Raw genomic sequence first — 22337 nt, 5'->3', positions numbered from 1 at the left:
CGGGACCACTCGCGGGATGCGTGCCCCCGCACGAACTCACGCGGCGAAAGTGCCGGGACCCGCAGTAGCTTCCTCGGGAGGAGAGACCCATGCGAGAGGATCAGCCCATCGGCGACGTGCTCGAACAGAACCGGACTGTCGACCCCCTGTCCGGCCAGACCCCCGGTGCCCGGCCCGGAGACGGACTCGACGGGCGCGATACCGAGGCGGAGGCGATCGCCGCGGCGCTGGCGGAGGCCACCGAAGCCGATCCCGCCGATGTGGCCGATCAACACCGCACTGTGCCGGTCGGCGATCCGGACGAGATCCTCTGATCTCCAGTGAGCACACCCGTCTGCGCGGCCGGTAGGTCATCGGATACCCGCAAGGTGGTGGGGGTGGTAGCGATGAGCGCAGAACCATTGATCGATCGACGGTTGGCCGCGGCCGCCCGCGAACTCAACCACGCCGCCCGTGCAACCGATACCGCCACGACACCCGGGATAGACCAATTGCGCGAAAACGGATGGCAGCTGATCCAGTGCGCCGAAGCGCTGGTCGAGATGAGTCTGCGACTGGCCGAGCACACGAGCGCACACGCTGACCACATCGAACGGATCCGAGAACTCGGCCGGGCCGAGAACAATCCCGCGCAGGTGCTCGGCCGGGCCACCCGTGAACTGACGAACCTGCGACAGGCCCTCGAACACGCACAGACCGCTGCCCGTGACTACTACACCGCGATCAGCCGTCTCGCCGAGTCAGCGGCGACACCCGAGGAGCAGGGAGGTGGATGACAATGAACACCTCACGTCCCCGGCCGGACCTGCACGCGATGCTGGGACTGCCACCACAGGCGGATACCGCGGAACTGGCCGCCGCCTATCGCCGAGCAGTGCGCCGCCACCATCCCGACGGGCCCGAACCCGACCGTGAACAGCTCAACGCGATAGTGACCGCCTACCGACACCTTCGCCGGCGAACTCAGCGGTCCGCAAACCGGTCCCATGCGGCCGGACAACCGGACTCGGCCGAACCGGCCAACTCAAGTCGCGGCGTCACGATTCCGATACGACGGAACCCCGGCCCGGCGCCATCCCCGAAACCGCGCCCGGAACCCGCCCTCCGGGCAGGCCCGGTTCGCCGACACGTAGCAGGAAAAACCGATAGCCACACCGAAAACGACACAACCACCCGGCACACTGGCCGGAGGTGAGCAGGATGATCACAGAAATCGCAGTCGAACGCTACGCGTTCTCCTGCATCCACTGCGGCCGGGCCTGGACCGCCGACTACGACGTTCAGTACATCCCGGAAAACGACGGCAGCCTGTGGGCTTTCTACCACCACGAAGGGCAAGCCACCGAAAACCCCCGCGCGGACCTGCTGGTCTGCCCCGACTGCGGACGCTCCGGAGTGCAACCCCGGCTGCTGTCCCGCCGGGAAATACCGGTGGCCGACCCCTCCAGCACCCAACCGCGCAACCTCGTCACCACCGAAGACCGAAACCTCTCCGCCCCGCGACAGCCCACCGAACAACTCACCAGGCCAGGCGGCGCCGAACCCTGAACCCGCGTGCCGCACCACGCACCTTGTCGACGCGCACCCCGGGTCCACCGCACAATCGCCAGCAATTCGCTCCGGACATCTGCCCACCCCCACAGCGCCGCGCCACATGGTCGTGGAACTCCTCCGACGCGACCCGGCGCTCCACACTCGAAACGCTCTGCGCAAACCATCACCAATGCATGCCACAGCAAACCGGGCGGCGGTCGACCACATCTGGTTGGGCTGAGCATGACACATCGGTGCGCTGTGAGCCTTTCGCTCTCCGCCGCCGCTGGGGCATGTTGTGTGACACAGGCGCGGTCCGGCCACCGCGTGCCCGTGTCCGTCGTTCGCACCGCGTGGAGTTGCCGATGTCGCCAACGCAGAGTTCCGTTCCGGCCGCTACGAGCGAGGGCCGGGTGGCCGGTCCCCGGGGGCAGACCTGGTATCGGGTCACCGGTGACCTGGCCGTTTCCCGGGAGCGTGGGCTGACTCCGCTGGTGATCCTGCACGGCGGCCCAGGGGTTCCGCACGACTACCTGTTGCGAATGGCGCGAATCGCCGAGACCGGCCGGGCCGTCGTGCACTACGACCAACTCGGTTGTGGCCGGTCCACTCATCTGCCGGAGGCGGATGCGGGGACATGGTCGGTCGAACTGTTCCTGGAGGAGCTCGACCGGTTGCTGGCGGCGTTGCGGATCGAGGACGACCATCTGGTCCTCGGCCAGTCCTGGGGCGGGATGCTGGCCGCGGAACACGCGATCCGCCGTCCCCCGGGCCTGCGCGGCGTGGTGCTGGCGAATTCGCCTGCCTCGGTACCGTTGTGGTCGCACGGAGTCGACCGGTTACGGCAGGCGCTGCCCGCCGGCGTACAGGCGGTCCTCGACCGGCACGAGGCGGCGGGAACGACCTCGTCCGCGGAGTACAAGGAAGCCGAGACCGCGTTCTACGACCGGCACGTGCTGCGGATGACGCCGTATCCGGCGGAAGTGACGTCGAGTTTCGCGCTGTTGGAGGAAGATCCGACCGTCTACCACACGATGTGGGGTCCGAACGAGTTCTCTGCCGAAGGCAGCCTCAGCGGCTGGTCGGTGGTGGATCGGCTCGACCGGATCGGCGCACCGGTGCTGGTGCTGCGCGGGGAGCACGATGAGGCGACCGCCGAGTGCGTCACGCCGCTCGTGGACGGAATCGCCGGCGCCCGGCTGCGCGTGTTCGCCGAGTCGAGCCATATGCCGCACATCGAGGAAGAAGCGGCTTTCCGTGCGGTGGTGGAGGAATTCCTCGCCGACTGCGACGCCCGGCCGCAGCGGCCGGCCGCCGTCACTTCCCGTTGACCAGCTCGCGCAGTATCTCGACCAGCGCGGCGACCGTCGGCCGGTTCTGCGCCGCGGCCCGCACGATCACGACGATGTGCCGTTCGAAGTGCTCGGTGAGCGCGAGAACGCGGAATCGGGAAGGGCGCAGCCGGAGCATGAGATCGGTGACCGGAGTCGTTCCCACCCCGGCCTCGACCAGTGCCAGTGACGCCGCGGTGTCGGTGACCTGATGGCGCACATCGGGTTCGATGCCCGCGCGGCGGCAGACGGCGAGGATCGCCTGGCCGTAGTGGGTTTCCAGATCGGGAAGGATCCAGCCGAGCTCGCCGGTGTGCGCGAGGCTGATCTCGCGCACCCCGGTCAGGGTGTGTTCGGGGACCGCGAGACCGAACCGTTCGGTCAGCAGCCGGAGCTGCCGCAGCGCGGGATCGTGCGGAATCGGCATGTCCGGATAGTCCAGCCCGAGCGCGAGATCCACCGCGCCCGCGGCCACGGCGTCGTGAACGTCGTCGACGACCATCTCCCGGCTCTGCACGATCAGTTCCGGGTGTTCGGTACTGATTCCGGTCAGGGCGAGCGGCAGGATCTCGGCCGCGGCGGTGGCGAACAGCCCGACGTTCAGGGTTCCGGACACGGTGCGATTGGTGCGCTCCAGCGCGGCGACGGCATCCGCCCCGATATCGAGTATCCGTTCCGCGTGCGCGGCGAGGGCGAGACCGGCGTCGGTGAGTTCGACCCGGCGGCCGACGCGCCGCAGCAACGGGGTTCCCGCGGCTCGTTCGAGGGCATTGAGCTGCTGGGAGACACCACCGGGTGTGTAGCCGAGCGCCTCGGCGACGGCGGTCACCGTTCCCCTGCGGGTCATCTCGACCAGCGACCGCAGCTGCGCGCTCGTCCAGTCCATCTACTGACTCTAAATGATTTCAAGGAAAAACTGTGAATAGACCTCAACGATCTCAGTGCCGATCATGAGAGAAATCCCGTGCGACCACCGAAGGAGCGCATTCGATGTCCCGGACTCCCCTGCCACGGCGCGCATCCGTTGTCATCATCGGCGGCGGCGTGATCGGCACCAGCATCGCATTCCATCTCGCTGAAGCCGGGGTCACCGATGTGCTCCTGCTCGAGCGCGGTGAACTCGGGGCTGGTTCCACCTGCCGCGCGGCGGGCGGGGTCCGCGCGCAGTTCTCCGATGAGCTCAACATCGCGCTCGGTGCCCGGAGCCTGGCGGCGTTCACCCGGTTCGGGCAGCATCCCGGTCAGGAGATCGACCTGCACCAGGTCGGCTATCTGTTCCTGCTCAGCACCCCGGGCCAGGTGGCCGCGTTCGAGCGGGATGTCAAGCTGCAGAACGAACTCGGGGTCACCAGCCGCATGATCGATGTCGGCGAGGCCAAGCGGCTCTCCCCGCTGATCGACACCGATGGCGTGCTCGCCGCGGCGTACTCGCCCGAGGACGGGCACTGCACCCCGGAATCGGTGGTGCTCGGCTACGCAGGCGGGGCCCGGCGCCACGGTGCTGTCCTGTGTACCGGTACCACCGTGCTGGACATCGAACGCCGGGGCGATCGGGTGACCGGGGTGGTGACCGGTCAGGGCACGGTCGAAGCGGACACGGTGATCTGCGCGGCGGGCGCGTGGTCGGCCGGGATCGGCGAACTGGCCGGGGTGGAGTTGCCGGTGCGGCCGGTGCGGCGGCAGGTGATGTTCACCGAGCCGATGCCGGACCTGGCACCGGTGGTGCCGTTCACCGTGGATTTCGCCAGCTCGTTCTATTTCCATCGGGAAGGTCGTGGCCTGTTGCTCGGGATGTCCGATCCGGAACAGGAACCGGGTTTCCACCTCGACTACAGCGAGGACTGGCTGCCGCGGCTCGGCGCGGCGATCGGCACCCGGGCGCCCGCGCTGCTGGATGTCGGGCTCACCCCGGGATGGGCGGGACTCTACGAGGTCACCCCGGATCACAACGCGCTGATCGGCCGGGCCGCGGAACCGTCGAATTTCCTGTATGCCACCGGTTTTTCCGGTCACGGCTTCCTGATGGGGCCCGCCGTCGGTGAGGTGATCCGGGATCTGTTCCTGGAAAAGGATCCGTTCGTGGACGTACGCCCGCTCGATGTCCGGCGCTTCGCCGATGGTGCGGCGATCCGCCCGGAAACCCATATCGTCTGAAACGGTCCTCGACAGATTGGATGCCGGTGAACACACTCGCCCCAGGGCAGCTGCGCGCGGAATTCGCCCGAAGGCTCTCGGAGATGTACGGGCGCGAAGTGCCCGCCTACACCACGCTGGTCGAGGTGTCCCGCGCGGTGAACACCGAGGTGCTGCAGCGGTCCGGCGCCGACGCCGAACGACTCGGATCGATCACCAGGGTCACCGCTGAGCGCCATGGCGCGATCCGGGTGGGCACACCCGAAGAACTGCATCAGGTCGCGCGGATCTTCGGGGCGCTCGGGATGCATCCGGTCGGGTTCTACGACCTGCGGGATGCCGCGGCGAGCGCGGTTCCGGTGATCTCGACGGCGTTCCGCCCGATCGAGGCCGAGGAATTGGCGCACAACCCGTTCCGGGTGTTCACCTCCATGCTCACCCCCGCCGATCCCCGGTTCTTCACCAGCGAACTGCGCGCGGAACTCGAGGCGTTCCTGGCGCGGCGACGGCTGTTCGGGCCGGAATTGCTCGAGCTGGCCGACCGCGCCGAGCACGATCGGCAGCTCTGCGAAACCGATGCCGAACGTTTCCTGGAGCTGGCGGTGGGGGCGTTCGAACTGTCCACCGAGCCGGTCGACAAACGGTGGTACGAAACCCTGGAACAGGTCTCGGCCGTCGCCGCGGACATCGGCGGGGTCACCAGCACGCACATCAACCACCTCACCCCGCGCGTGCTCGACATCGATGCGCTGTATCAGCGGATGAGCGAACGCGGTATCGAGATGATCGACGCGATCCAGGGACCACCACGGTGGAACGGCCCGGATGTGTTGCGGCGCCAGACTTCCTTCCGGGCACTCGCCGAGCCGCGGCGGATGCGGGCACCGGACGGCACGGTCTCCACCGGTGCGCTGCGGGTGCGGTTCGGGGAGGTCGAGGCCCGCGGTATCGCCCTGACCCGCAACGGAAGGGCCCGCTACGACCGGCTCCTCGAGGAATACGGCGATGCACCCGAACCGGAAGTGTGGCAGCGGAATTTCCCCGCCACCGAGCGCGGGCTCCTCGAGGAGGACCTGGCCTATTTCACCTATCGGCTACGTGCGGACCGGCCACGCGATTCCCGGCCGCCGGCGAATCTGGCCGGGTTACTCGACGAAGGCTGGGTGCGCGCCGAACCGATCGTCTACGAGGATTTCCTGCCGCGTTCGGCGGCCGGGATTTTCCAGTCCAATCTGTCCGGCAAGGGCACAAGAGACAATTCCCGCGCGGCCACCGAATACGACCTCGACTGGCTTTCCAGCGTGATCGATCGCGACATCCAGGATCCGTTCACCGGCTACGAGCGCCAGCAGAACACCTCGATCGCCGAAATCGCCCGGCAGCTCGGCATCTCCGAAGACCTCGTACCGAACACCTCCACAGAAAGGAAACACGGATGAACCTGCCCAGCACCGAAACCCTTCGCCAGCGCGCGCGTGCGGCTCTGGCCACGGTCGGCGCCACCGTTCCCGAAGGCACCGGCCTGACCGCGCGCACCCCGATCACCGGGGAATCGCTATTCGAACTCGGCACCGGGGACGCGGAGGCCACCATCGCCGCGGCCGAGGGCGCCTTCCGCACCTGGCGCAGTACGCCAGCGCCCGCAAGGGGAGAACTGGTCCGCCGCCTCGGGGATCTGTTGCGCGAACACAAATCCCAGCTCGCCGAGCTGATCACCATCGAAGCGGGCAAGATCGAGTCCGAGGCGCTCGGCGAAGTGCAGGAGATGATCGACATCTGCGACTTCGCCGTGGGCCTGTCGCGCCAGCTCTACGGCCGCACCATCGCCTCCGAACGACCCGGGCACCGGCTGGCCGAAACCTGGCATCCGCTCGGCGTCGTCGGGGTGATCTCCGCGTTCAATTTCCCGGCCGCCGTGTGGTCCTGGAACACCGCGGTCGCCCTGGTGTGCGGGGATACCGTGGTGTGGAAACCCTCGGAGGCCACCCCGCTGATCTCGATCGCGGCCGCTCACCTGCTCGACCGGGCGGCCCGGGAAACCGGGGCGCCCCGAGAGGTGCACCGGCTGTTGCTCGGCGACCGGGCCATCGGCGAACAGCTCGTCGACGACCCGCGGGTGGCGCTGGTCAGCGCGACCGGCTCCACCCGGATGGGCCGCGAGGTCGGGCCGCGGGTGGCCGCCCGCTTCGGGCGCAGCCTCCTGGAACTGGGCGGCAACAACGCCTCGATCGTGGCTCCGTCCGCCGATCTCGACCTGGCGCTGCAGGGCATCGTGTTCGCCGCGGCGGGCACCGCTGGACAGCGCTGCACCACACTGCGGCGGCTGATCGTGCACCGCGATATCGCCGAGGAACTCACCGAACGACTCGTGGCCGCCTACCGCAAACTCCCGATCGGTGACCCGTTCGCCGAGGGCACCCTCGTCGGTCCGCTGATCTCTGCCACCGCGGCCGAAACCATGCGCGACGCCCTGCGACAGGCCGAGGCCGAGGGCGGGGAGATCCTGGCCGGGGGCGGTTCGCGGCTCACCGAGCAGACACCGGATGCCGCCTATGTGGAACCGGCCGTCGTGCGCATGCCCGCCCAGACCCAGGTGGTACGCGAGGAGACCTTCGCCCCGATCCTCTACGTGCTCACCTACGACTCCTTCGATGAGGCCATCGCACTGCACAACGCGGTTCCGCAGGGACTGTCCTCCTCGGTGTTCACCCGGGACCAGGGCGAGGCCGAGCGGTTCCTGGCTGCCGAGGGATCGGACTGCGGTATCGCGAACGTCAACATCGGCACCTCCGGCGCGGAGATCGGCGGCGCCTTCGGCGGGGAGAAGGAAACCGGTGGTGGCCGGGAATCCGGTTCGGACGCCTGGCGTGCCTACATGCGCCGGGCCACCAATACCGTGAACTACTCCACCCAGCTGACGCTCGCGCAGAACGTCAGCTTCTTGTAGTCCTGCCACGGAGAAACGCCATCGTGGCTCAGGCAGCCGCGGTGGCGTTCTCCGCACCATTTCCGGTTCACCCGGGCAAGCGCCCCTTACTGCGCATCGCCGCGCGCACCCGCTGTTCGGCAAGCCGGCGTCCGGCCTGGTGCGGTGTCCCTCCGGCGCGGGCCGCTTCCTCGAGGACGGTGCCCGCATTGGCACGCAGTCTCTCCGAGATGGTCGCGAACACCTGATCGGTGTCGGCGCGGAAGCCGGAGTAGCGGGCGTCCATGGCGAACGCAGCGGCGATCACCCCGCCCGCGTTGGCGACGAAATCCGGCACCACCGTGACACCCCGCCCGGCGAGTACTTCCTGGGCCTGTGCCGAGGTCGGCAGATTCGCGCCCTCCACGACGAGCTTCGGTTTGATCATCCGCGCGGCCGCCTCGTCGATGACGTCCTGCACTGCGGCGGGCACCAGCACATCGCAGTCCACGAACAGCTCCGTTCCGGTGGCCAGGGCCTTGCCGATCCGGGACACGAAGGCATCCCCGTACTCGTCATGGGCCCGGCCGAGCGCCGCGACATCGAGCCCGGCGGGATCGTGCACGGCGCCGCGTGCGGTGGACACGGCGACGATGGTGGCACCGAGTGCCGTGAACCGCTCGGCCGCCGCCCTGCCGACGGCTCCGTAACCCTGGATGGCGATCCGCGCGCCGGAAAGCGGCAAGCCGATCAGCGCGGCCCCGGCATCGGCGGCCTCGGCCACCCCGAAACCGGTCACGCCCAGCCGGTCATAGGCGACCCCGCCCAGATGCGCCGGAGTGCCGACGGCCGCACCCCGGTCACCGAGCTCGTCCTGGATGATCGCGGCGTCGTCCTCGGTGAGGCCCATGTCCAGACCGAAAACGTACTCCCGGGGCACCTCGTTGTGCAGCGCCCGCGCGAACGCACGCAGCACGGCTTCCTTGTCCGGCGCGGTGGGATCCGCGGCGATACCGGCCTTCGCCCCGCCGTAGAACAGGTCCACCGCGGCCCATTTCCAGGTCATGTTCCGCGCCAGCCGGGACACCTCGGTAGCGGTGACCGTCGGCGCCATCCGGGTACCGCCCTTCCCGACGCCGCGGGCCGTGTTGTCGATGACCAGCACCCCGCGCATTCCGGTGCGGCGATCCGAGACCACGACGACCTTCTCCGGCCCCCACTCGTCGATGAGGTCGAGCGCGTCGTTCATGCAGATTCCCACACCAACACCATGCCGGTGCGCGGTCACACAACCAAGGCGCGCAGTACGACAGTATGTGGGTTACAGCGACACTTTTGCTTGCCCTCTCGGTGTTCCGCCGCTCCGGTCGGCGAGGAAATCCGCGACCGTGCGCGGTTCGCGGCCGAGGAGTTCGCCCAGCAGCGGATCGGTTCCGGCGAAGTCACCGCTTCGGGCGGCCTGGAAGAACTGCAGCAGCATCCGCGCCATGGGCTCGGGTGTGCCCGCGGCGATGCGGTCGGCGAGCCACTGTTCGTCGTCCAGCACGGTCCGGGTGATGTTCCGGCCGGTGAGTTCGGCCGCGGTCATGGCGATCCGGTCGAAGGTGACCGCATCGCGCGCGGTGAGCGTGATGGGGCCCTCGATTTCCCGCTGCCCGGCGAGCAGGACCGCTGCGGCCTCGGCCAGATCGCCGCGGTCGGTCCAGGAGGCGGGGCCGTCGGCCGGGGCGGCGATCGTTCCGGTCCGCTGCCAGTCGCCGAGCAGCCAGTCGAGGCTGTGCGCGTAGAACCCGTTGCGCAGTGAAGTCCAGGCGATCCCGGAAGCCGCGAGCAGCGCCTCGGTGGCGGCGTGTTCGTGCGCCGGGCCGAACGGGCTTTCCGCGCGCACGTTCTGGTGGCTGGTGTACAGGATGCGCTGCGCCCCCGCGGCGACCGCCGCCCGGATCACGTTGCGGTGCAACGCGATTCCCTCGCCGCCGGAAGCATTCTGGGAGACCAGCAGCACTTGTTCGGCGCCCTCGAACGAAGCGCGCAGCGCGGCCGGGTCGTCGTAGGGACCGTGCCGGACGCGCACGCCGCGGTCGGCGAACTGTCGCGCCTTGCCGACATCCCGGACGCTGACGCCGATCCGGTCCGCGGGGACGCGCCCGAGCAGGTGTTCGACGGCGGCACCGCCAAGGGCGCCGGTCGCTCCGGTGATGACGATCATGACCGTTACCTCCGAGCTGTCGTGGGGCGTTGGAGCAGCGGCAGCAGAATGTCGTCGACGAGGTGCTCGACGAAGCCCCGATCACAGGGTGCTCCGGTGAAGACGAGCCGGTGCACGATGAGCGCCGGGGCGAGCTCGGCGAACAGGGCGGCGGCCCCGGGAGCGAGCTGATCCTCCGGCACCCCACCGAACGGCCGCTCGGTCATCGCCGCCTCGTCACGTCGCAGGATCCGCCGCATCTCGGCCGCCAGGTCCGGATCACCGCGCATCCCGGCGAACAGGGCCCCGAGTAGCCCGATCTCCTGTTCGGCGATCTCCCCGGCCAGCCATTCCACGGTCCGCAGCAGGGCTTTCCGGAGATCAGCGGTCCGGAGCGCGGGTGGAACACTCGCCGCGCGGTGCTCGACCGCCGCGGCCACCAGTGCGGGCTTACCGCTGTGGCGCCGGTAGACCGTCGGCTTACCGACCCCGGCCTCGGCCGCGACCGACTCGATGGACAGCTGCTCGTAGCCGAGCTCGACCAGCAGTTTCCGTGTCGCGTCGAGGATCGCCACATCCCGGTCGGTGTCCCGCGGCCTGCCCCGGACAGGTGCCGTTCGACGGGATCCGGACACTCCGGACACTACTGCCTCCATTTATGAAACGAAACGGGTACGTAATCAAAGTACGCCCGGATCCGCCGGTGAGCAACCGGGGGCGTGCGTCAACCGCGCTTGACGGTGCGGACGACAGGCGCGGTATCGGCCTGGTGCACGCCGGGCAGCGCGGCGATCTCCTCGGTCAGGTACCGGTAGAGGGAGTCGGTGTCCGTGCACTGGATGGTGGCGATGAGGTTGCTCGGTCCGGTGGTGGCCGCGGCGAAGGGCACCTCGGGATGCGCGGCGATGGCCGCACCGGCCCGGGCCAGTTCGGCGGGGGCGACGTTCAGCCAGAGGTGCGCGGAGACCGCGTAACCGAGCCGCGCCGGGTCGACGGCGGGTGCGAGGGTCAGCGCACCCGCACCGCGCAGCTGGGCGATCCTGCGGCGCACGGCCGATTCGGAGGTACCGGCAGCGGCGGCGAGTTCGGGATAGCTCGCGCGGCCGTCGCGTTCGAGCACGGCGAGCACGGCTTCGTCGGCCTCGGTCAGCACCTGGGTGTCCCCGCCGGATTCCTCGGCTGCCGGGCGCAGCGCGGCGAGCTGATCCTCGGACAGTGCCCGCAGCCATGCCTTGGGGGTCCGCGCCGTGGTGAACCTGCGCAGCACGTAGTGCGCGGACATCGAGGCGACCTGCGGGGTGCGCGGCAGCTTGCCAAGCAGCAGCTCGTCCCGGTGCGATTCATCGCGAGGGTGCACCGCACAGATGATCTCGGTGCCGCCGGAGGCCAGCCTGATCCAGGCGGTGTCGTCCCGGCGCGCCAGTGCGGCGGCCACCGCACCCGCCGCCTCGGGCACGGTGTGGATGCGGGCGAACCAGGTGACCCGGCCGATCCGGCGCGGTTCGAGGCTGCCGACCACCGTGATCCCGGCGGCGCGGAGGCGCTGGTACCGGCGCGCGACGGTGTGCGCGGAGACGCCGAGCACCTCGCCGAGCCGGGCGAAGGAGGCGCGCCCATCGATGTCGAGCGCGTGCAGCAGCGCCCGGTCCAGCTCGGTCAGACTGAGCGATTCCACCACTGAATGGTAGCTGAATGGCCGTTTCCGTCGATGAATACCGCATTCATGGCCTCGTGCCGCCGAGCGCCGCAGAGTCGTGACGACAGCACAGGAAAGGCAGGCAACCGATGACGGTATTGGTGACCGGTGCGACGGGCACGGTCGGACGCGATGTGGTGACCCAGCTGACCGCGCGCGGTGTTCCGGTGCGGGCGCTGACCCGTTCCCCGGAAAGCGCGGAGTTCCCGGTGGGAGTCACCCCGGTGGCCGGGGAGCTGCTGGACACTGAGGCAATGCGGGCGGCGCTGTCCGGTGTCGACGGTGTGTTCCTGCTCAGCCCGGTCGCCGCGGATGAGCTCACCGGAACCCTGAACACGCTCGATCTCGTTCGCACGGCCGGGATCCGCGGCCTCGTCTACCTTTCGGTGATCCACGCCGACGCCTTCACCGACCCGCCGCACTTCGCGGCCAAGGCGGCGGCCGAGCGGATGATCGCCGAAGCGGGATTGCCCGCCACGATCCTGCGCCCGGGCTACTACATGCAGAACGACACCCAATGGCATTCCCCGCTGGAGCACGGCGTCTTCGTGTCCCCGGTCGGGAACCGGGCGGTGCTGGCCACCGATACCCGCGATCTCGCCGAGGTCGCCGCGGTGTCCCTGATCGAGCGGATGCGGGCGGAGCACGCCCTGCCGTCCGAGACGCTCGACGTGGTCACCCCCGAAAGCCTGACCGGAGCGGCGATGGCGGCCGTCTGGAGCGAGGTTTCCGGACGGCCCGTCGCCTACGCCGGGGACGACCTGGACACCTTCGAACAGCAGATGCGGCGGTTCCTGCCCGCCTGGAACGCCCACGACATGCGCCTGATGTTCCGCCGGTTCCAGACCGATGGCATGACCGCGGCACCGGGCACCGACCGGCGCCTCCGCCAACTGCTCGGCCGGCCGATGCGCACCTACCGGGAATTCGCCGCACAGGCCGCGGGTTAGCCGCGAACCCGGACACCGCGGTCACGGCCGCCAGATGTCGATGCCGACCGGATGACCGCGTTCGCTGAACACGCCGTCCGGGCTGGTCTCCCGGAGCAGCAGGCGCAGCGCGGTTTCGAATTCGGCGCGCCGGTCACCGAACAACCGCGGTGTCGAGCCGGACTGGGAGAAAACGGCGGCCACGACGTCCTCGGTGACACGGGTGTGCACGTGGCCCGGCACGTCGATCCGTTGTGCCCTGGTGAATCCCGCCGCCCGGTAGAGCTCGTTCTCGCCCGATGGGGTGCCGTGCGGAAGGTAGCTCCGGCCCGCACGGCGCACCGGGCCCAGATAGGCGCGCACCAGTTCGGTGATCGCGGTGTGCGGTGGTCGCGGGTACGGCAGTTCCCCGCCCGGATCGAGGCCCCGATGGGTCGTGGCGTGCACATGCGCACACGCTCCCCCGGTCGCCAGCATTGCGCGCACCACGGGAAGAACCGTCACGCGGTCCATCCAGTGCAGCGACTGCGCGAGGGTGATCAACCGGAATTTCCCAAGCCCCGCAGGCAATTCCTCGGCGCGCATGGGCAGCCACCGGACAGTGGCGATACCCGATCGCGCGGCGAGCAGAGCGGCCTGACCGAGCATGTCCCGGTCGGCATCGAGCCCGATCGCTTCCGTGAACAGGTGCGCCAGCGGCAGGGTGAGCGAACCCGGGCCACAGCCGAGATCGAGCAGCCGCCCGCTGCCGTCGAGCTGCAGCGCGGTGGCCATGGCCGGGGCGAGCTCTGCCGGATACGGCATGCGGCCCCGCGAATAGTAGGCGGCACTGCCGGAATAGAGCCAGCGATCCCATTCCCGGTCACGCCCGGCCACGCCGCCCAGTCTAGCCGTGGAAACTCTCCGTCTCACCGAGTTCCGCGCGGGCCCTTGGCGCAGACCCGCCGAATACCGGCTATCGCTCGGTGAGCCCGCGCAGCATCTCCTCCTGGTGCCGGTGGCCGATGGTCTCGTAACCGAGCACGGTGACGAACGGGGCGAGCATCACGACGAGCAGGCACACCGCGAGCCCGACACCGGCGAGCGAAAGCAGCACGGCCAGCAGCAGCACCGCGAGGGTGGCCGAGATCAGCAGCAGGTGGAAGCGGTCGAAGGCGGACAGCAGCAGGGTGTGCAGCAGATAGACCATGCCCAGGTACACCGCGACCGGAATGGCCAGCGCAAGCACCACGCCGGTCTCCCCCAGCTCGGCGCGGTGTTCCAGTTGCAGTCCCGCGATGTGCAGGCCCGCACCGGTCGCCGCGATCGCGAGGAACAACGGCAGGTGCCCGAAACCGAACAGGTATCCGCGCCGCCTGCGGTGCGCGAGCATCTCGCCGAACGGGGTGAGGAAGTACATCCACCACATCCCGAAGGTGAGCCCGACACCCGCGATGACCACGGCGATCGCGTCGCCGTCCCAATGGATCCGCCCGGCGTCACCGAGCAGCCCGGAGGACGAGGCGACGGTGCCGACCACCCCTTCGCCGAGGGTGATGATCGCGAAGAGGCTGTACCGCTCGGCGAGGTGATGCGGATGCCACGGGGTACCGTCCGCGCGGCCCTGGGCGAGCGAGGGAAGCACGAGTTCCAGTACCGCGAGCGCGGCGAGCAGCGGGACCATGACCGGCAGCGGCAACCGCACGAAGGCGATCACGATCCAGCACACCTGCACGATGACGGTCCACCGGATGCTGGCCATGCCGACCCGGTGGAACGCGGGCGATTGCCGGGCGGCGCGCCACCACTGCAGCACCATCGCGAGCCGCATCACCACATAGCCCAGCACCATGACGCGGACCTCGACGTGCCCGCCCTCGGCCACCGAGGCGAACATCGCGGGCAGCCCGAGCGCGAACACGACAACGCCGATCATCTGCAGCATGGTCAGGATCCGGTCGAGCCAGTCATCGGTGCCGAAGGCCGAGGCGAACCAGCTGAAGTGGATCCAGGCCAGGCAGATCGCGAACATCGCGAGCACGAACGCGAGAATGGCCGCCCACACCCGCCCCTCGGCGAGCAGTTCGGCGAACTGGGATGCCGCGGTGCCGACCGCGACCACGAAGGTCAGGTCGAACAGCAGCTCCAGCGGTGAGGACACCCGGCCGGGTTCGTCCGGTGAGCGACCGGACATGGGTACGAGCCGGCGAGTCAACGAACGCATGATTCCCCTCTGCTGCCGCGGACCGATCTCGTGGCCAGTAGAACACGGACCCGGTCAGGGAAGATAACGCTCGAGTTCCTCGGTGTGGTGATCGAGGTGATCGCGCAGCAGATCCTGGGTGCTCGCCAGATCGAATTCCTCGAGCGCCTCGATGATCTGCCGGTGGTTCTCCACCGCGCGCTGCGGGCGATCGGGCTGCACGAGGAACGCGGCGATCCCGGTGCGCTGCTGGCGATCCCCCATGGAGGAGTACACCTCGGTGAGTACGGTGTTGCCGACGGCGGTGACCAGAGTGGTGTGGAATTCCCGGTCACAGGCGATGATCTCGGGGTACCCCGCGTCCTCGGCGGTCAGTTTCTCCTGGCGTTCCACGATGGGGCGCAGTTCCTCGGCGACCTCGATCCGGCGGGTGCACAGTTCCTGCACCGCATAGAGTTCGAGCGCGAGCCGGGTGCGGTGCAGTTCCCGGATCTGGCGCGCGGTGATCTGGGTGACGAGCGCGCCCCGGCGCGGGAGCAGCTGGATCAGCTTCTCCGCGTCGAGGCGCAGAAAGGCCTCCCGGACCGGCGTGCGGGAAAGCCCGGTGACCTTGGCGATGTCCATCTCGGTGATGAGATCGCCCGGCGGCAGCACCAGATCCACGATCAGCCGCTTGATGTACTGATACGCGAAATCCTTCGCCGGGGTGTCCCGCGGGCGTTCGACGACCGGGAGTTCGGGCCGTTCCTGGGGAAGTGACTCGGGCCGCCGCATCGCCTCTGCTGTCCTGCCTCTCGTTCCGGGTACCCGCGCATTCTACGTGTACGGGGCCGGAATCACCGCGAAACGGCGGTTGGCGAGCGAGGGATTGGTGGCCCGCACCCGTTCGACGCGCTCGGCGTGCAGCCGCGCGAGCGCGATCCCGGGCTGTTCCCCCGCTCCGGCGAGCACACTGCCCATGGGGTCGACGATCATGCTCTGCCCGGTGCAGAACGGCCCGGTCTGCCCCGAGGCGAGCACATAACTGGTGTTCTCGATGGCACGGGCGCGGGCGAGCACGCTCCAGTGTTCCTCCTTGGCCGGTCCGGCGACCCAGGCCGCGGGCACCGCGATGGCGTTCGCCCCCGCATCGCTGAGGCTGCGCGCCATTTCCGGGAACCGCAGGTCGTAACAGGTCATCGCGCCGATACGGAGACCGCCGAGCCCGAACACGAGCGGTTCGGCGTGCTCGGCGGGTTCGATCCGCTCGGATTCCCGGTAGCCGAACGCGTCGTAGAGGTGCAGCTTGCGGTAGACGCCGAGCCGTTCCCCGCCGGGGCCGATCGCCACGAGGGTGTTCGAGGCCCGCGAACGGCCGGGGAGCAGTTCGGTGAACCCGGCGAGCACGGCGATGCCCTCGGCCGCGGCGAGCTCGGCGAGACAACCGGTGAATTCCCCGTCCAGCGGTTCGGCGTACTCGCGCGGTTCGCTGCGCTGCTCCGGATCGGCGTACATACTGCTCTCCGGAGTGATGACGAGTTCGGCACCCGATTCGGCCGCCGAGCGCACCGCCTCGGTGACCAGTTTGCGGTTGCTTTCCTTGTCTGTTCCGGTGGCGAACTGGGCCACGGCTACCGTGATGCTCATGCGTTCTCCTTGGCGTTGAGCGGCCGTTCGGGATGGACGAAGAACCAGCAGATCGCGCCGAGTACCCCGGCGACGGCGAGTACGAGCATGGCGAGCACCCAGTCTCCCCCGATACCGACGAGGATTCCGGTGAACAGCGGGCCGGCCGCGGAGATCAGGTTGCCCCACAGGTTCGTCCAGCCGCTGACCGTCGCCGAGTGCTTCCCGCCGAGATCCTGGCAGGCGGCCCACACCTGGACCTGCACCGTGCCCACGAATCCGAGGCTCAGGCACAGGAACAGGATCATCAGTGTGGTGTCCGCGGAAAGCGCGCCGAGCACGAGAAAACCGGCCGCCGCGAGATAACCGAAGGCGGCGAGCCAGACCCGGGGCCGCCAGCGCCGCAGCACCCGGTCGTTGAGCGCCCCGATGCCGAAAACCCCGATCAGCATGGCGATCCAGGGCAGTGAACCCAGAAAACCCATCTGCGACAGGGACAATCCACGTGCCTGCACCAGATAGGTCGGCAACCAGGTGGCGAAGAATCCCTGAATGAGCAACAGAAAAGCGTACTGCGCGCCGATCGCCCAGAATCGCAGCGAACCGGCGAACGCCCGCCAGGACAGTTTCTGTTGCTGTTGAGCGGAATCCCTGCCGGATTCGATGTAGTCGATCTCCGCGCGGGAGATCCGCGGATGCTCGCGCGGTTCATCGCGGGCGAACCACCACCAGGTGAGCGCCAGGATCGCGCCGAGCACGGCGAACACGTGGAACACCTGGCGCCAGCCGAATGCGTCGATGATCCACACCACGAGCGGGGTTCCCACGACATTGCCGAGATACAGCCCGCACAACAGGATCGAGTTCCCGCGCGACTGCTCCCGTCGCGGGAACCAGCGGTGCAGCGTGTACACCGAGGCGGGCCAGTCGGCCGCCTGCCCGATCCCGAGTAGCACCCGGATCACCACGAAACCCAGGAACACCACGCCGTACGGGGTCAGGAAGGTGAACACGGACCACCACAGTCCCGCGACCGCGAGCGCCTTGCGTGGCCCGAACCGGCGGGTGATGATCCCGCCGGGAACCTGGAAAAGCGCGTAGGCCCACCAGAATGCGGTGAGAATGACCGACATCTGGGTGACCGAGAAATGCAGATTCTGCTGGATCACCGGCGCGGCAGCGGTCATCGCCGCCCGGTCCATGCTCATCACGAAGGTCACCGGGAGCAGCAGCCCGGCGCTGAGCATCCAGCGAATGCCGCCGCGCGGCTGATTCCGTTGCGCGGCAGCGGGTTGCGCGGAGACCGAGGTCCGTACCATGAGCGATCACTCCTTTGTGCGCTCTTTCGCGTACTGCGCTATTCGGCGGCCGTGTTATCCGAAGGATTCCCCTCGAACGCCGCGAGCGCGCCCGACCACTCGGCGAGCCGCCCGCCGCCGGAGATCTTCTCTTTCAGCGCCGGCTCGCTCGATTCCTTGTCCCGCAAGGTTTCCGCGATGTCCAGCGCCTCACCGGGATCGAGCACCGCGACACCGTCCGAATCACCGAACACCACATCGCCCGGCCGGATCACCGAACCGCCGACGGTGACGGGAACGTTGATCGCCCCTTCCACGCCGAGAATCCGGGTGGTCAGCGCGGAAACCCCGGAGGAGAACACCGGAAGACCGAGCTCCAGGATCTCCTGCACATCATTGATCGCCCCGCTGATCAGTGCGCCGACCGCGCCCCGCGCCGCAGCCGTGTACGCCACCATTCCGCCGAAACACGAACGCGAATCCCCGGACTGGTCCACCACCAGCACATCCCCGGGGCGCAGTTCGTCCACGGCGACATGCAGGGCAGTGGAATCCAGTTGTGGCAACCGGACCGTGAACGCCGTGCCCACGAAACCGAGCGGCCGCCGCACCGGGACGAGCCCGCGCGGGAAACCGTGATCGCGGAGATGACCGAGTGTCGAGGTCTGCACGCGGGCAAGTGCTTCCACGATCTCGGCGGAAATGGATTTCGGTGCTTCGCCTCGGATGAACAACGCTGTACCTCCCAGATCAGACCACCTGGACATACGCTAGGCATACTGAACGCATGCGTTAAGTATGTGTACCTCTGCCTGCCCGGATATCGCAAGAAGGCATCCGGGCTTGAACGGTCCAGGCCGAGTTCGGCTACATCCGCCGCCGAAGCGCGAGCGAGCAGTAGACGAGCCCGACCAGGACCGGCACCTCGATGAGTGGGCCGACCACCCCGGCGAGCGCTTGTCCGCTCGTGGCACCGAAAGTGGCGATCGCGACCGCGATGGCGAGCTCGAAGTTGTTGCCCGCGGCGGTGAACGCCAGCGTTGTCGTGCGCGCATAGGGCAACCGCAGCGCCGATCCGAGCGCGTAGGAACCGGCCCACATGATCGCGAAGTAGATCAGCAGCGGCAGCGCGATCCGCAGCACGTCGACCGGGCGGTGGGTGATCTGGTTTCCCTGCAAAGCGAACAGGATGACGATGGTGAACAGCAGGCCGTAGAGGGCGATCGGGCCGATCCTGGGCAGGAACCGGTTCTCGTACCACTCACGGCCCTTCGCGCGCTCACCGAACCTGCGCGTGAGATACCCGGCGACCAGCGGGACACCGAGGAAGATCAGCACCGAGCGCACGATCGCCCATGCGGAGATGTGCAGCTCGGTCTGCGCGAGGCCGAGCCATCCGGGAAGGACGGAGAGGTAGAACCAGCCGAGCGCGCCGAACGCGATCACCTGGAACACCGAGTTCAGCGCGACGAGCACGGCGGCGGCCTCCCGGTCACCGCAGGCGAGGTCGTTCCAGATGATCACCATCGCGATACAGCGGGCGAGCCCGACGATGATCAGGCCGGTGCGGTACTCGGGCAGATCCGGCAGCAGCAGCCAGGCGAGCGCGAACATCAACGCGGGGCCGATGATCCAGTTCAGCAGCAGCGAGGGCCACAACAGGCGCCGATCCCCGGTGACCGAACCGAGCCGGTCGTAACGGACCTTGGCCAGCACCGGGTACATCATCACCAGCAGCCCGGCCGCGATCGGCAGCGAGATCCCGTCGATGGCCACCGCGCTCAGTGCCGTATTCAGGCCCGGTATCACCCGGCCCGCCAGCAGGCCGAGCGCCATCGCGGCCAGGATCCACACCGGAAGGAACCGGTCGAGCCGGGAAAGCCGCGCCACCACGCCCTGCTCGGTGTTCACGGTGGCGGTCATGCGGGAACCTCGGCAGGGAGGAGTACCGCGGACAACCGGCCGAGCGCCTCCGCGCGCACCCGGTAGTACACCCAGGTACCCCGGCGCTCCCCGGTGATCAGTCCGGCCTCCCGCAACACCTTCAGGTGATGCGAGATCGTCGGCCCGCTCAGTTCGAAGGCGTCGGTCAGATGACAGACGCAGACCTCGCCGCCTTCCTGCGAGGCGATCAGCGAGAGCAACCGCAGCCGCACCGGATCCGCGAGCGCCTTGAACAGCGCGGCCAGTTCCCCGGCCTGCTCGGCGGAAAGCGGATCACGGGCCAGCGGCGCACAGCCCTCCGGTTGCTTCGACATACATCTATCTTGACAGCCATCGAAGCAGGGAGCAATCTCGATGGCGATCTACTTAGATGAACTTCAAAACAAAGGAACGGTCATGTCACGTGTGCAACTCGCCCTTCGGGTCGGCGACCTGCCCGGCTCGATCGAGTTCTATACGAAGCTGTTCGGCACCGAACCGGCGAAACTCCGCCCCGGATACGCCAACTTCGCGATCGCCGAGCCCGCGGTGAAGCTCGTCCTGCTCGAGGGTGAGCCGGGCCAGGACACCGTGCTCGACCACCTCGGCGTGGAGGTCGCCTCGTCCGAGGAGGTGAACGCCGCCACCGAGCGACTCACCGGGGACGGGCTCGACACGCTGACCGAGGACGACACCACGTGTTGCTACGCGGTCCAGGACAAGGTCTGGGTGCACGGACCCGGCAAGGAGCCCTGGGAGGTGTACACCGTCAAGGCGGACGCGAGTCACCGCTAGCGCGCCTGAACTGCGATTACCCGATTCTGTCGGTGCCATGGTGCAAGCTGAGCGTGACCGACCGAGGAGGGATTGCATGGCGACGACGGTGCTCGCGACGGCGAGCTCGGTGATCGCGATCGTGTTGCTCGTGGCGATCGCGCTGCTGTGGCGGCTCTACGCGCAGAGTGTCCAGCGCACCGATGCCGCGCTCGCCGCGGTCCGGGAGGAACGCACCCGGGCCGATGAGCGCCAGGACGCGCTGCGCCGCTACGAGGTGGCCTTCGCCTCGGTCTCCGGGCGCGGCGAGCTGGGCGAGCAGGTGCTCGTGGAGACCGCGCGCGCACTCGGGCTGCGCGAGGGGGTGCACTTCACCCTGCAGACCGACGTCGCCGGCGGCGGCGCGGTGCGCCCGGACATGGTGCTCGCGGTCGGCGGCGGCAGGCAGGTCCCGGTGGACGCGAAGATGACCCTCGCCTGCTGGGCGGAGGCGGTGGAGACCGATGACGTCGCGGAACGCTACGAGGCGCTGCGGGTGCACGCGCGCAATATCCGTTCCCGCGCCGCCGACCTGGCCGGGAAGCAGTATCAGCGCTGGGCGGACGCCATCTACGGCACCATCATGTTCGTACCGTCGGACGCGGCCGTGGTCGCCGCCCTGGACACGGACACCGACCTGCTCCGCTGGCTGATCGACCGGCGCGTGTTCCTGTGCGGGCCGACCGGCTTCGCCGTCATCGCCTCGGCGACCCTGTTCGCGGCGACCGAGAGCGCGCTCTCCGCGGATGTGGACCGCATCCGGGAGCAGGCGGTCGGCGCCCACCGTGCGGCCTCGGGGGCGGTCGACGCGGTCAACCTCTCCAGCACCCATCTGCAGCGATTCCTCTCCGCCCGGCGGCGGGAACTCGACGCGCTCGAAGGGTTCCGCGCGGCGGTGACCCCACTCACCGAGACCTCGGGTACCGCGAGCCCGGTCGCCGAGGTCCGCCGCAACGAGGAACTGGCCGCGCACCAGGTCACGAACGGGCAACAGGGCGGCGCGGCCACGCGTCCGGGAGAGGAGGCGCCGATACGCTGAACGGGGACGACACGGTGGTCGTTCCCTGCCGGAATGTGCCGTTCGTGAAGTCCGAGTGACCGCTGAGGCTGCCGACCGACTGCATTTTCACGAAGAACAGCTACCGTGTAGACCCGTGACCGCAGTACGCGATCGGCGAGACGAACTCGACAAGCCACGTGACGGTGCATCCGCGCGCCCGGGCAAGGGTGGCGATGCCCGCTCCTCGTGGGGCCAGCAGATGGCGTTCGGGCAGGCGAACGGGGTGCCCTGGTGGGGCGCCGTGATCGTGGCGCTCGCGCTCGCGATCGTCGGTGCGCTCATCAACCACGCGATGACCGGCGAGTTCGGCATCGTGTTCCAGGGTGCCTATTTCATCGGCTGCGTCGGGGCCATTTGCCTGGCACGCCGGCAGAACATGTTCGCCCCGATGGTGCAGCCCCCACTGATCCTGGCCATCTCGGTGCCATTGGTCGGCCTGATCGTCGGCGGCGGCAACGGCGGGATGAAGGCGAAGCTGATCACCATCGGCACCTCGCTGATCAACCAGTTCCCGGTCATGGCGATCACCACGGTGATCACGGTCGGGATCGGTGTCGCGCGGGTGTACCTGCAGAAGCGCCCGGCCACCCGCGCCGCCTCCCCCCGGCCGACCGGCGGTTCCGGGCGCGCCCCGGCACGCCACGGGCAGCGCAGCGGGTCCGGCACGGCGAGCCAGGCGCGGCCCGGAGCGGCGGGAGCCACGGCGGCCGGAGCGGCTGGTGCGGCTGGAGCCGCGGCCAC

Annotated in this window: 25 protein-coding genes; 12 read left to right on the top strand and 13 right to left on the bottom strand. The window is 68.8% G+C overall.

Features of this window, described 5'->3' with window-relative positions; genetic code table 11:
• The first annotated feature begins 89 nt into the window (after positions 1–89).
• From AD72_RS24945 to AD72_RS24930, 5 genes are all read left to right on the top strand, one after another.
• Positions 90–314 (top strand): hypothetical protein, encoded by a 225-nt coding sequence (locus tag AD72_RS24945; RefSeq protein WP_031469009.1) that lies wholly within the window; start codon positions 90–92, stop codon positions 312–314.
• 72 nt (positions 315–386) lie between these two features.
• Positions 387–776 carry a hypothetical protein gene (locus tag AD72_RS24940; protein ID WP_156365362.1) on the top strand — a complete coding sequence of 130 codons (390 nt, stop codon included), beginning with the start codon at positions 387–389 and terminating at the stop codon, positions 774–776.
• Positions 773–1195, top strand: coding sequence for a DnaJ domain-containing protein (locus AD72_RS38230; protein ID WP_197285065.1), 423 nt, complete (start codon positions 773–775; stop codon positions 1193–1195). The genes AD72_RS24940 and AD72_RS38230 overlap by 4 nt, the downstream gene beginning before the upstream one ends.
• Before the next feature lie 5 nt (positions 1196–1200).
• Positions 1201–1548, top strand: coding sequence for a hypothetical protein (locus AD72_RS24935; protein ID WP_051898981.1), 348 nt, complete (start codon positions 1201–1203; stop codon positions 1546–1548).
• A 350-nt stretch (positions 1549–1898) separates the two neighbouring features.
• Complete coding sequence (locus tag AD72_RS24930; RefSeq protein WP_082469143.1) at positions 1899–2864, top strand: proline iminopeptidase-family hydrolase; 966 nt, start codon at positions 1899–1901, stop codon at positions 2862–2864.
• Here the strand turns inward: AD72_RS24930 and AD72_RS24925 are convergent.
• A complete protein-coding gene (locus AD72_RS24925; RefSeq protein WP_031469005.1) occupies positions 2851–3750 on the bottom strand; it encodes a LysR family transcriptional regulator in 900 nt (299 codons plus the stop codon). The two genes, AD72_RS24930 and AD72_RS24925, sit on opposite strands and share 14 nt — an antisense overlap.
• Before the next feature lie 104 nt (positions 3751–3854).
• On the opposite strand from AD72_RS24925, the gene AD72_RS24920 reads away from it, so the two are divergent.
• From AD72_RS24920 to amaB, 3 genes are read left to right on the top strand one after another with little or no spacing between them, the layout of a single operon-like run.
• Positions 3855–5018, top strand: coding sequence for an NAD(P)/FAD-dependent oxidoreductase (locus tag AD72_RS24920; protein WP_031469004.1), 1164 nt, complete (start codon positions 3855–3857; stop codon positions 5016–5018).
• A 26-nt stretch (positions 5019–5044) separates the two neighbouring features.
• On the top strand, positions 5045–6436 hold the full coding sequence (hglS, locus tag AD72_RS24915) for a 2-oxoadipate dioxygenase/decarboxylase (RefSeq protein WP_197285064.1): 1392 nt from the start codon (positions 5045–5047) through the stop codon (positions 6434–6436).
• Positions 6433–7944: an L-piperidine-6-carboxylate dehydrogenase gene (gene amaB / locus AD72_RS24910; RefSeq protein WP_031469002.1), complete on the top strand. Its 1512-nt coding sequence runs from the start codon at positions 6433–6435 to the stop codon at positions 7942–7944. Before hglS ends, amaB begins: the two co-directional genes overlap by 4 nt.
• A 67-nt stretch (positions 7945–8011) precedes the next feature.
• On the opposite strand, the gene AD72_RS24905 is transcribed toward amaB, so the two are convergent.
• From AD72_RS24905 to AD72_RS24890, 4 genes are all read right to left on the bottom strand, one after another.
• Complete coding sequence (locus AD72_RS24905) at positions 8012–9151, bottom strand: Glu/Leu/Phe/Val family dehydrogenase (RefSeq protein WP_031469001.1); 1140 nt, start codon at positions 9149–9151, stop codon at positions 8012–8014.
• 72 nt (positions 9152–9223) lie between these two features.
• Positions 9224–10111, bottom strand: coding sequence for an NmrA family NAD(P)-binding protein (locus AD72_RS24900; RefSeq protein WP_031469000.1), 888 nt, complete (start codon positions 10109–10111; stop codon positions 9224–9226).
• Between the two features lie 5 nt (positions 10112–10116).
• Positions 10117–10746 carry a TetR/AcrR family transcriptional regulator gene (locus AD72_RS24895; RefSeq protein WP_051898979.1) on the bottom strand — a complete coding sequence of 210 codons (630 nt, stop codon included), beginning with the start codon at positions 10744–10746 and terminating at the stop codon, positions 10117–10119.
• A 68-nt stretch (positions 10747–10814) separates the two neighbouring features.
• Positions 10815–11765 carry an Lrp/AsnC family transcriptional regulator gene (locus tag AD72_RS24890; RefSeq protein WP_031468998.1) on the bottom strand — a complete coding sequence of 317 codons (951 nt, stop codon included), beginning with the start codon at positions 11763–11765 and terminating at the stop codon, positions 10815–10817.
• A 110-nt stretch (positions 11766–11875) separates the two neighbouring features.
• Between AD72_RS24890 and AD72_RS24885 the strand changes: the two genes are divergently transcribed.
• The gene (locus AD72_RS24885) at positions 11876–12736 is read left to right on the top strand and encodes an SDR family oxidoreductase (RefSeq protein WP_031468997.1); all 861 of its coding nucleotides are present in this window, start codon (positions 11876–11878) and stop codon (positions 12734–12736) included.
• Between the two features lie 21 nt (positions 12737–12757).
• Here AD72_RS24885 and AD72_RS24880 read toward each other — a convergent pair whose 3' ends face one another.
• The 8 genes from AD72_RS24880 to AD72_RS24845 all read right to left on the bottom strand — a co-directional run bounded on the left by AD72_RS24880 (position 12758) and on the right by AD72_RS24845 (position 20058).
• A complete protein-coding gene (locus AD72_RS24880) occupies positions 12758–13591 on the bottom strand; it encodes a class I SAM-dependent methyltransferase (protein ID WP_031468996.1) in 834 nt (277 codons plus the stop codon).
• 79 nt (positions 13592–13670) lie between these two features.
• Positions 13671–14888, bottom strand: coding sequence for a low temperature requirement protein A (locus AD72_RS24875; protein WP_051898978.1), 1218 nt, complete (start codon positions 14886–14888; stop codon positions 13671–13673).
• Positions 14889–14972: 84 nt separating this feature from the next.
• Entirely contained in the window at positions 14973–15671 is a 699-nt protein-coding gene (locus AD72_RS24870; RefSeq protein ID WP_031468994.1) for a GntR family transcriptional regulator, read from the bottom strand.
• Between the two features lie 42 nt (positions 15672–15713).
• On the bottom strand, positions 15714–16523 hold the full coding sequence (locus AD72_RS24865) for a carbon-nitrogen hydrolase family protein (RefSeq protein WP_031468993.1): 810 nt from the start codon (positions 16521–16523) through the stop codon (positions 15714–15716).
• Positions 16520–17821, bottom strand: coding sequence for an MFS transporter (locus tag AD72_RS24860; protein ID WP_031468992.1), 1302 nt, complete (start codon positions 17819–17821; stop codon positions 16520–16522). The genes AD72_RS24865 and AD72_RS24860 overlap by 4 nt, the downstream gene beginning before the upstream one ends.
• Positions 17822–17859: 38 nt before the next feature.
• On the bottom strand, positions 17860–18534 hold the full coding sequence (locus AD72_RS24855) for an RraA family protein (protein WP_031468991.1): 675 nt from the start codon (positions 18532–18534) through the stop codon (positions 17860–17862).
• A gap of 133 nt (positions 18535–18667) precedes the next feature.
• Positions 18668–19723 carry an ACR3 family arsenite efflux transporter gene (gene arsB / locus AD72_RS24850; protein WP_031468990.1) on the bottom strand — a complete coding sequence of 352 codons (1056 nt, stop codon included), beginning with the start codon at positions 19721–19723 and terminating at the stop codon, positions 18668–18670.
• Positions 19720–20058 carry an ArsR/SmtB family transcription factor gene (locus AD72_RS24845; RefSeq protein ID WP_031468989.1) on the bottom strand — a complete coding sequence of 113 codons (339 nt, stop codon included), beginning with the start codon at positions 20056–20058 and terminating at the stop codon, positions 19720–19722. Before AD72_RS24845 ends, arsB begins: the two co-directional genes overlap by 4 nt.
• Positions 20059–20140: 82 nt before the next feature.
• Between AD72_RS24845 and AD72_RS24840 the strand changes: the two genes are divergently transcribed.
• The 3 genes from AD72_RS24840 to AD72_RS24830 form a co-directional block, all read left to right on the top strand.
• Positions 20141–20518 carry an ArsI/CadI family heavy metal resistance metalloenzyme gene (locus tag AD72_RS24840; protein WP_037347250.1) on the top strand — a complete coding sequence of 126 codons (378 nt, stop codon included), beginning with the start codon at positions 20141–20143 and terminating at the stop codon, positions 20516–20518.
• A 76-nt stretch (positions 20519–20594) separates the two neighbouring features.
• Positions 20595–21575, top strand: coding sequence for a DNA recombination protein RmuC (gene rmuC, locus AD72_RS24835; RefSeq protein ID WP_037347248.1), 981 nt, complete (start codon positions 20595–20597; stop codon positions 21573–21575).
• A 115-nt stretch (positions 21576–21690) separates the two neighbouring features.
• The coding region (locus AD72_RS24830; protein WP_343123746.1) for a DUF6542 domain-containing protein at positions 21691–22337 on the top strand (647 nt) is incomplete at its 3' end.

Source organism: Sciscionella sediminilitoris, from assembly GCF_000737195.2.
GTDB classification, from domain to species: domain Bacteria; phylum Actinomycetota; class Actinomycetes; order Mycobacteriales; family Pseudonocardiaceae; genus Sciscionella; species Sciscionella sediminilitoris.
The sequence above is the reverse complement of the archived record's forward strand: the minus strand, read 5'-3'. Positions and strand labels throughout refer to the sequence as shown.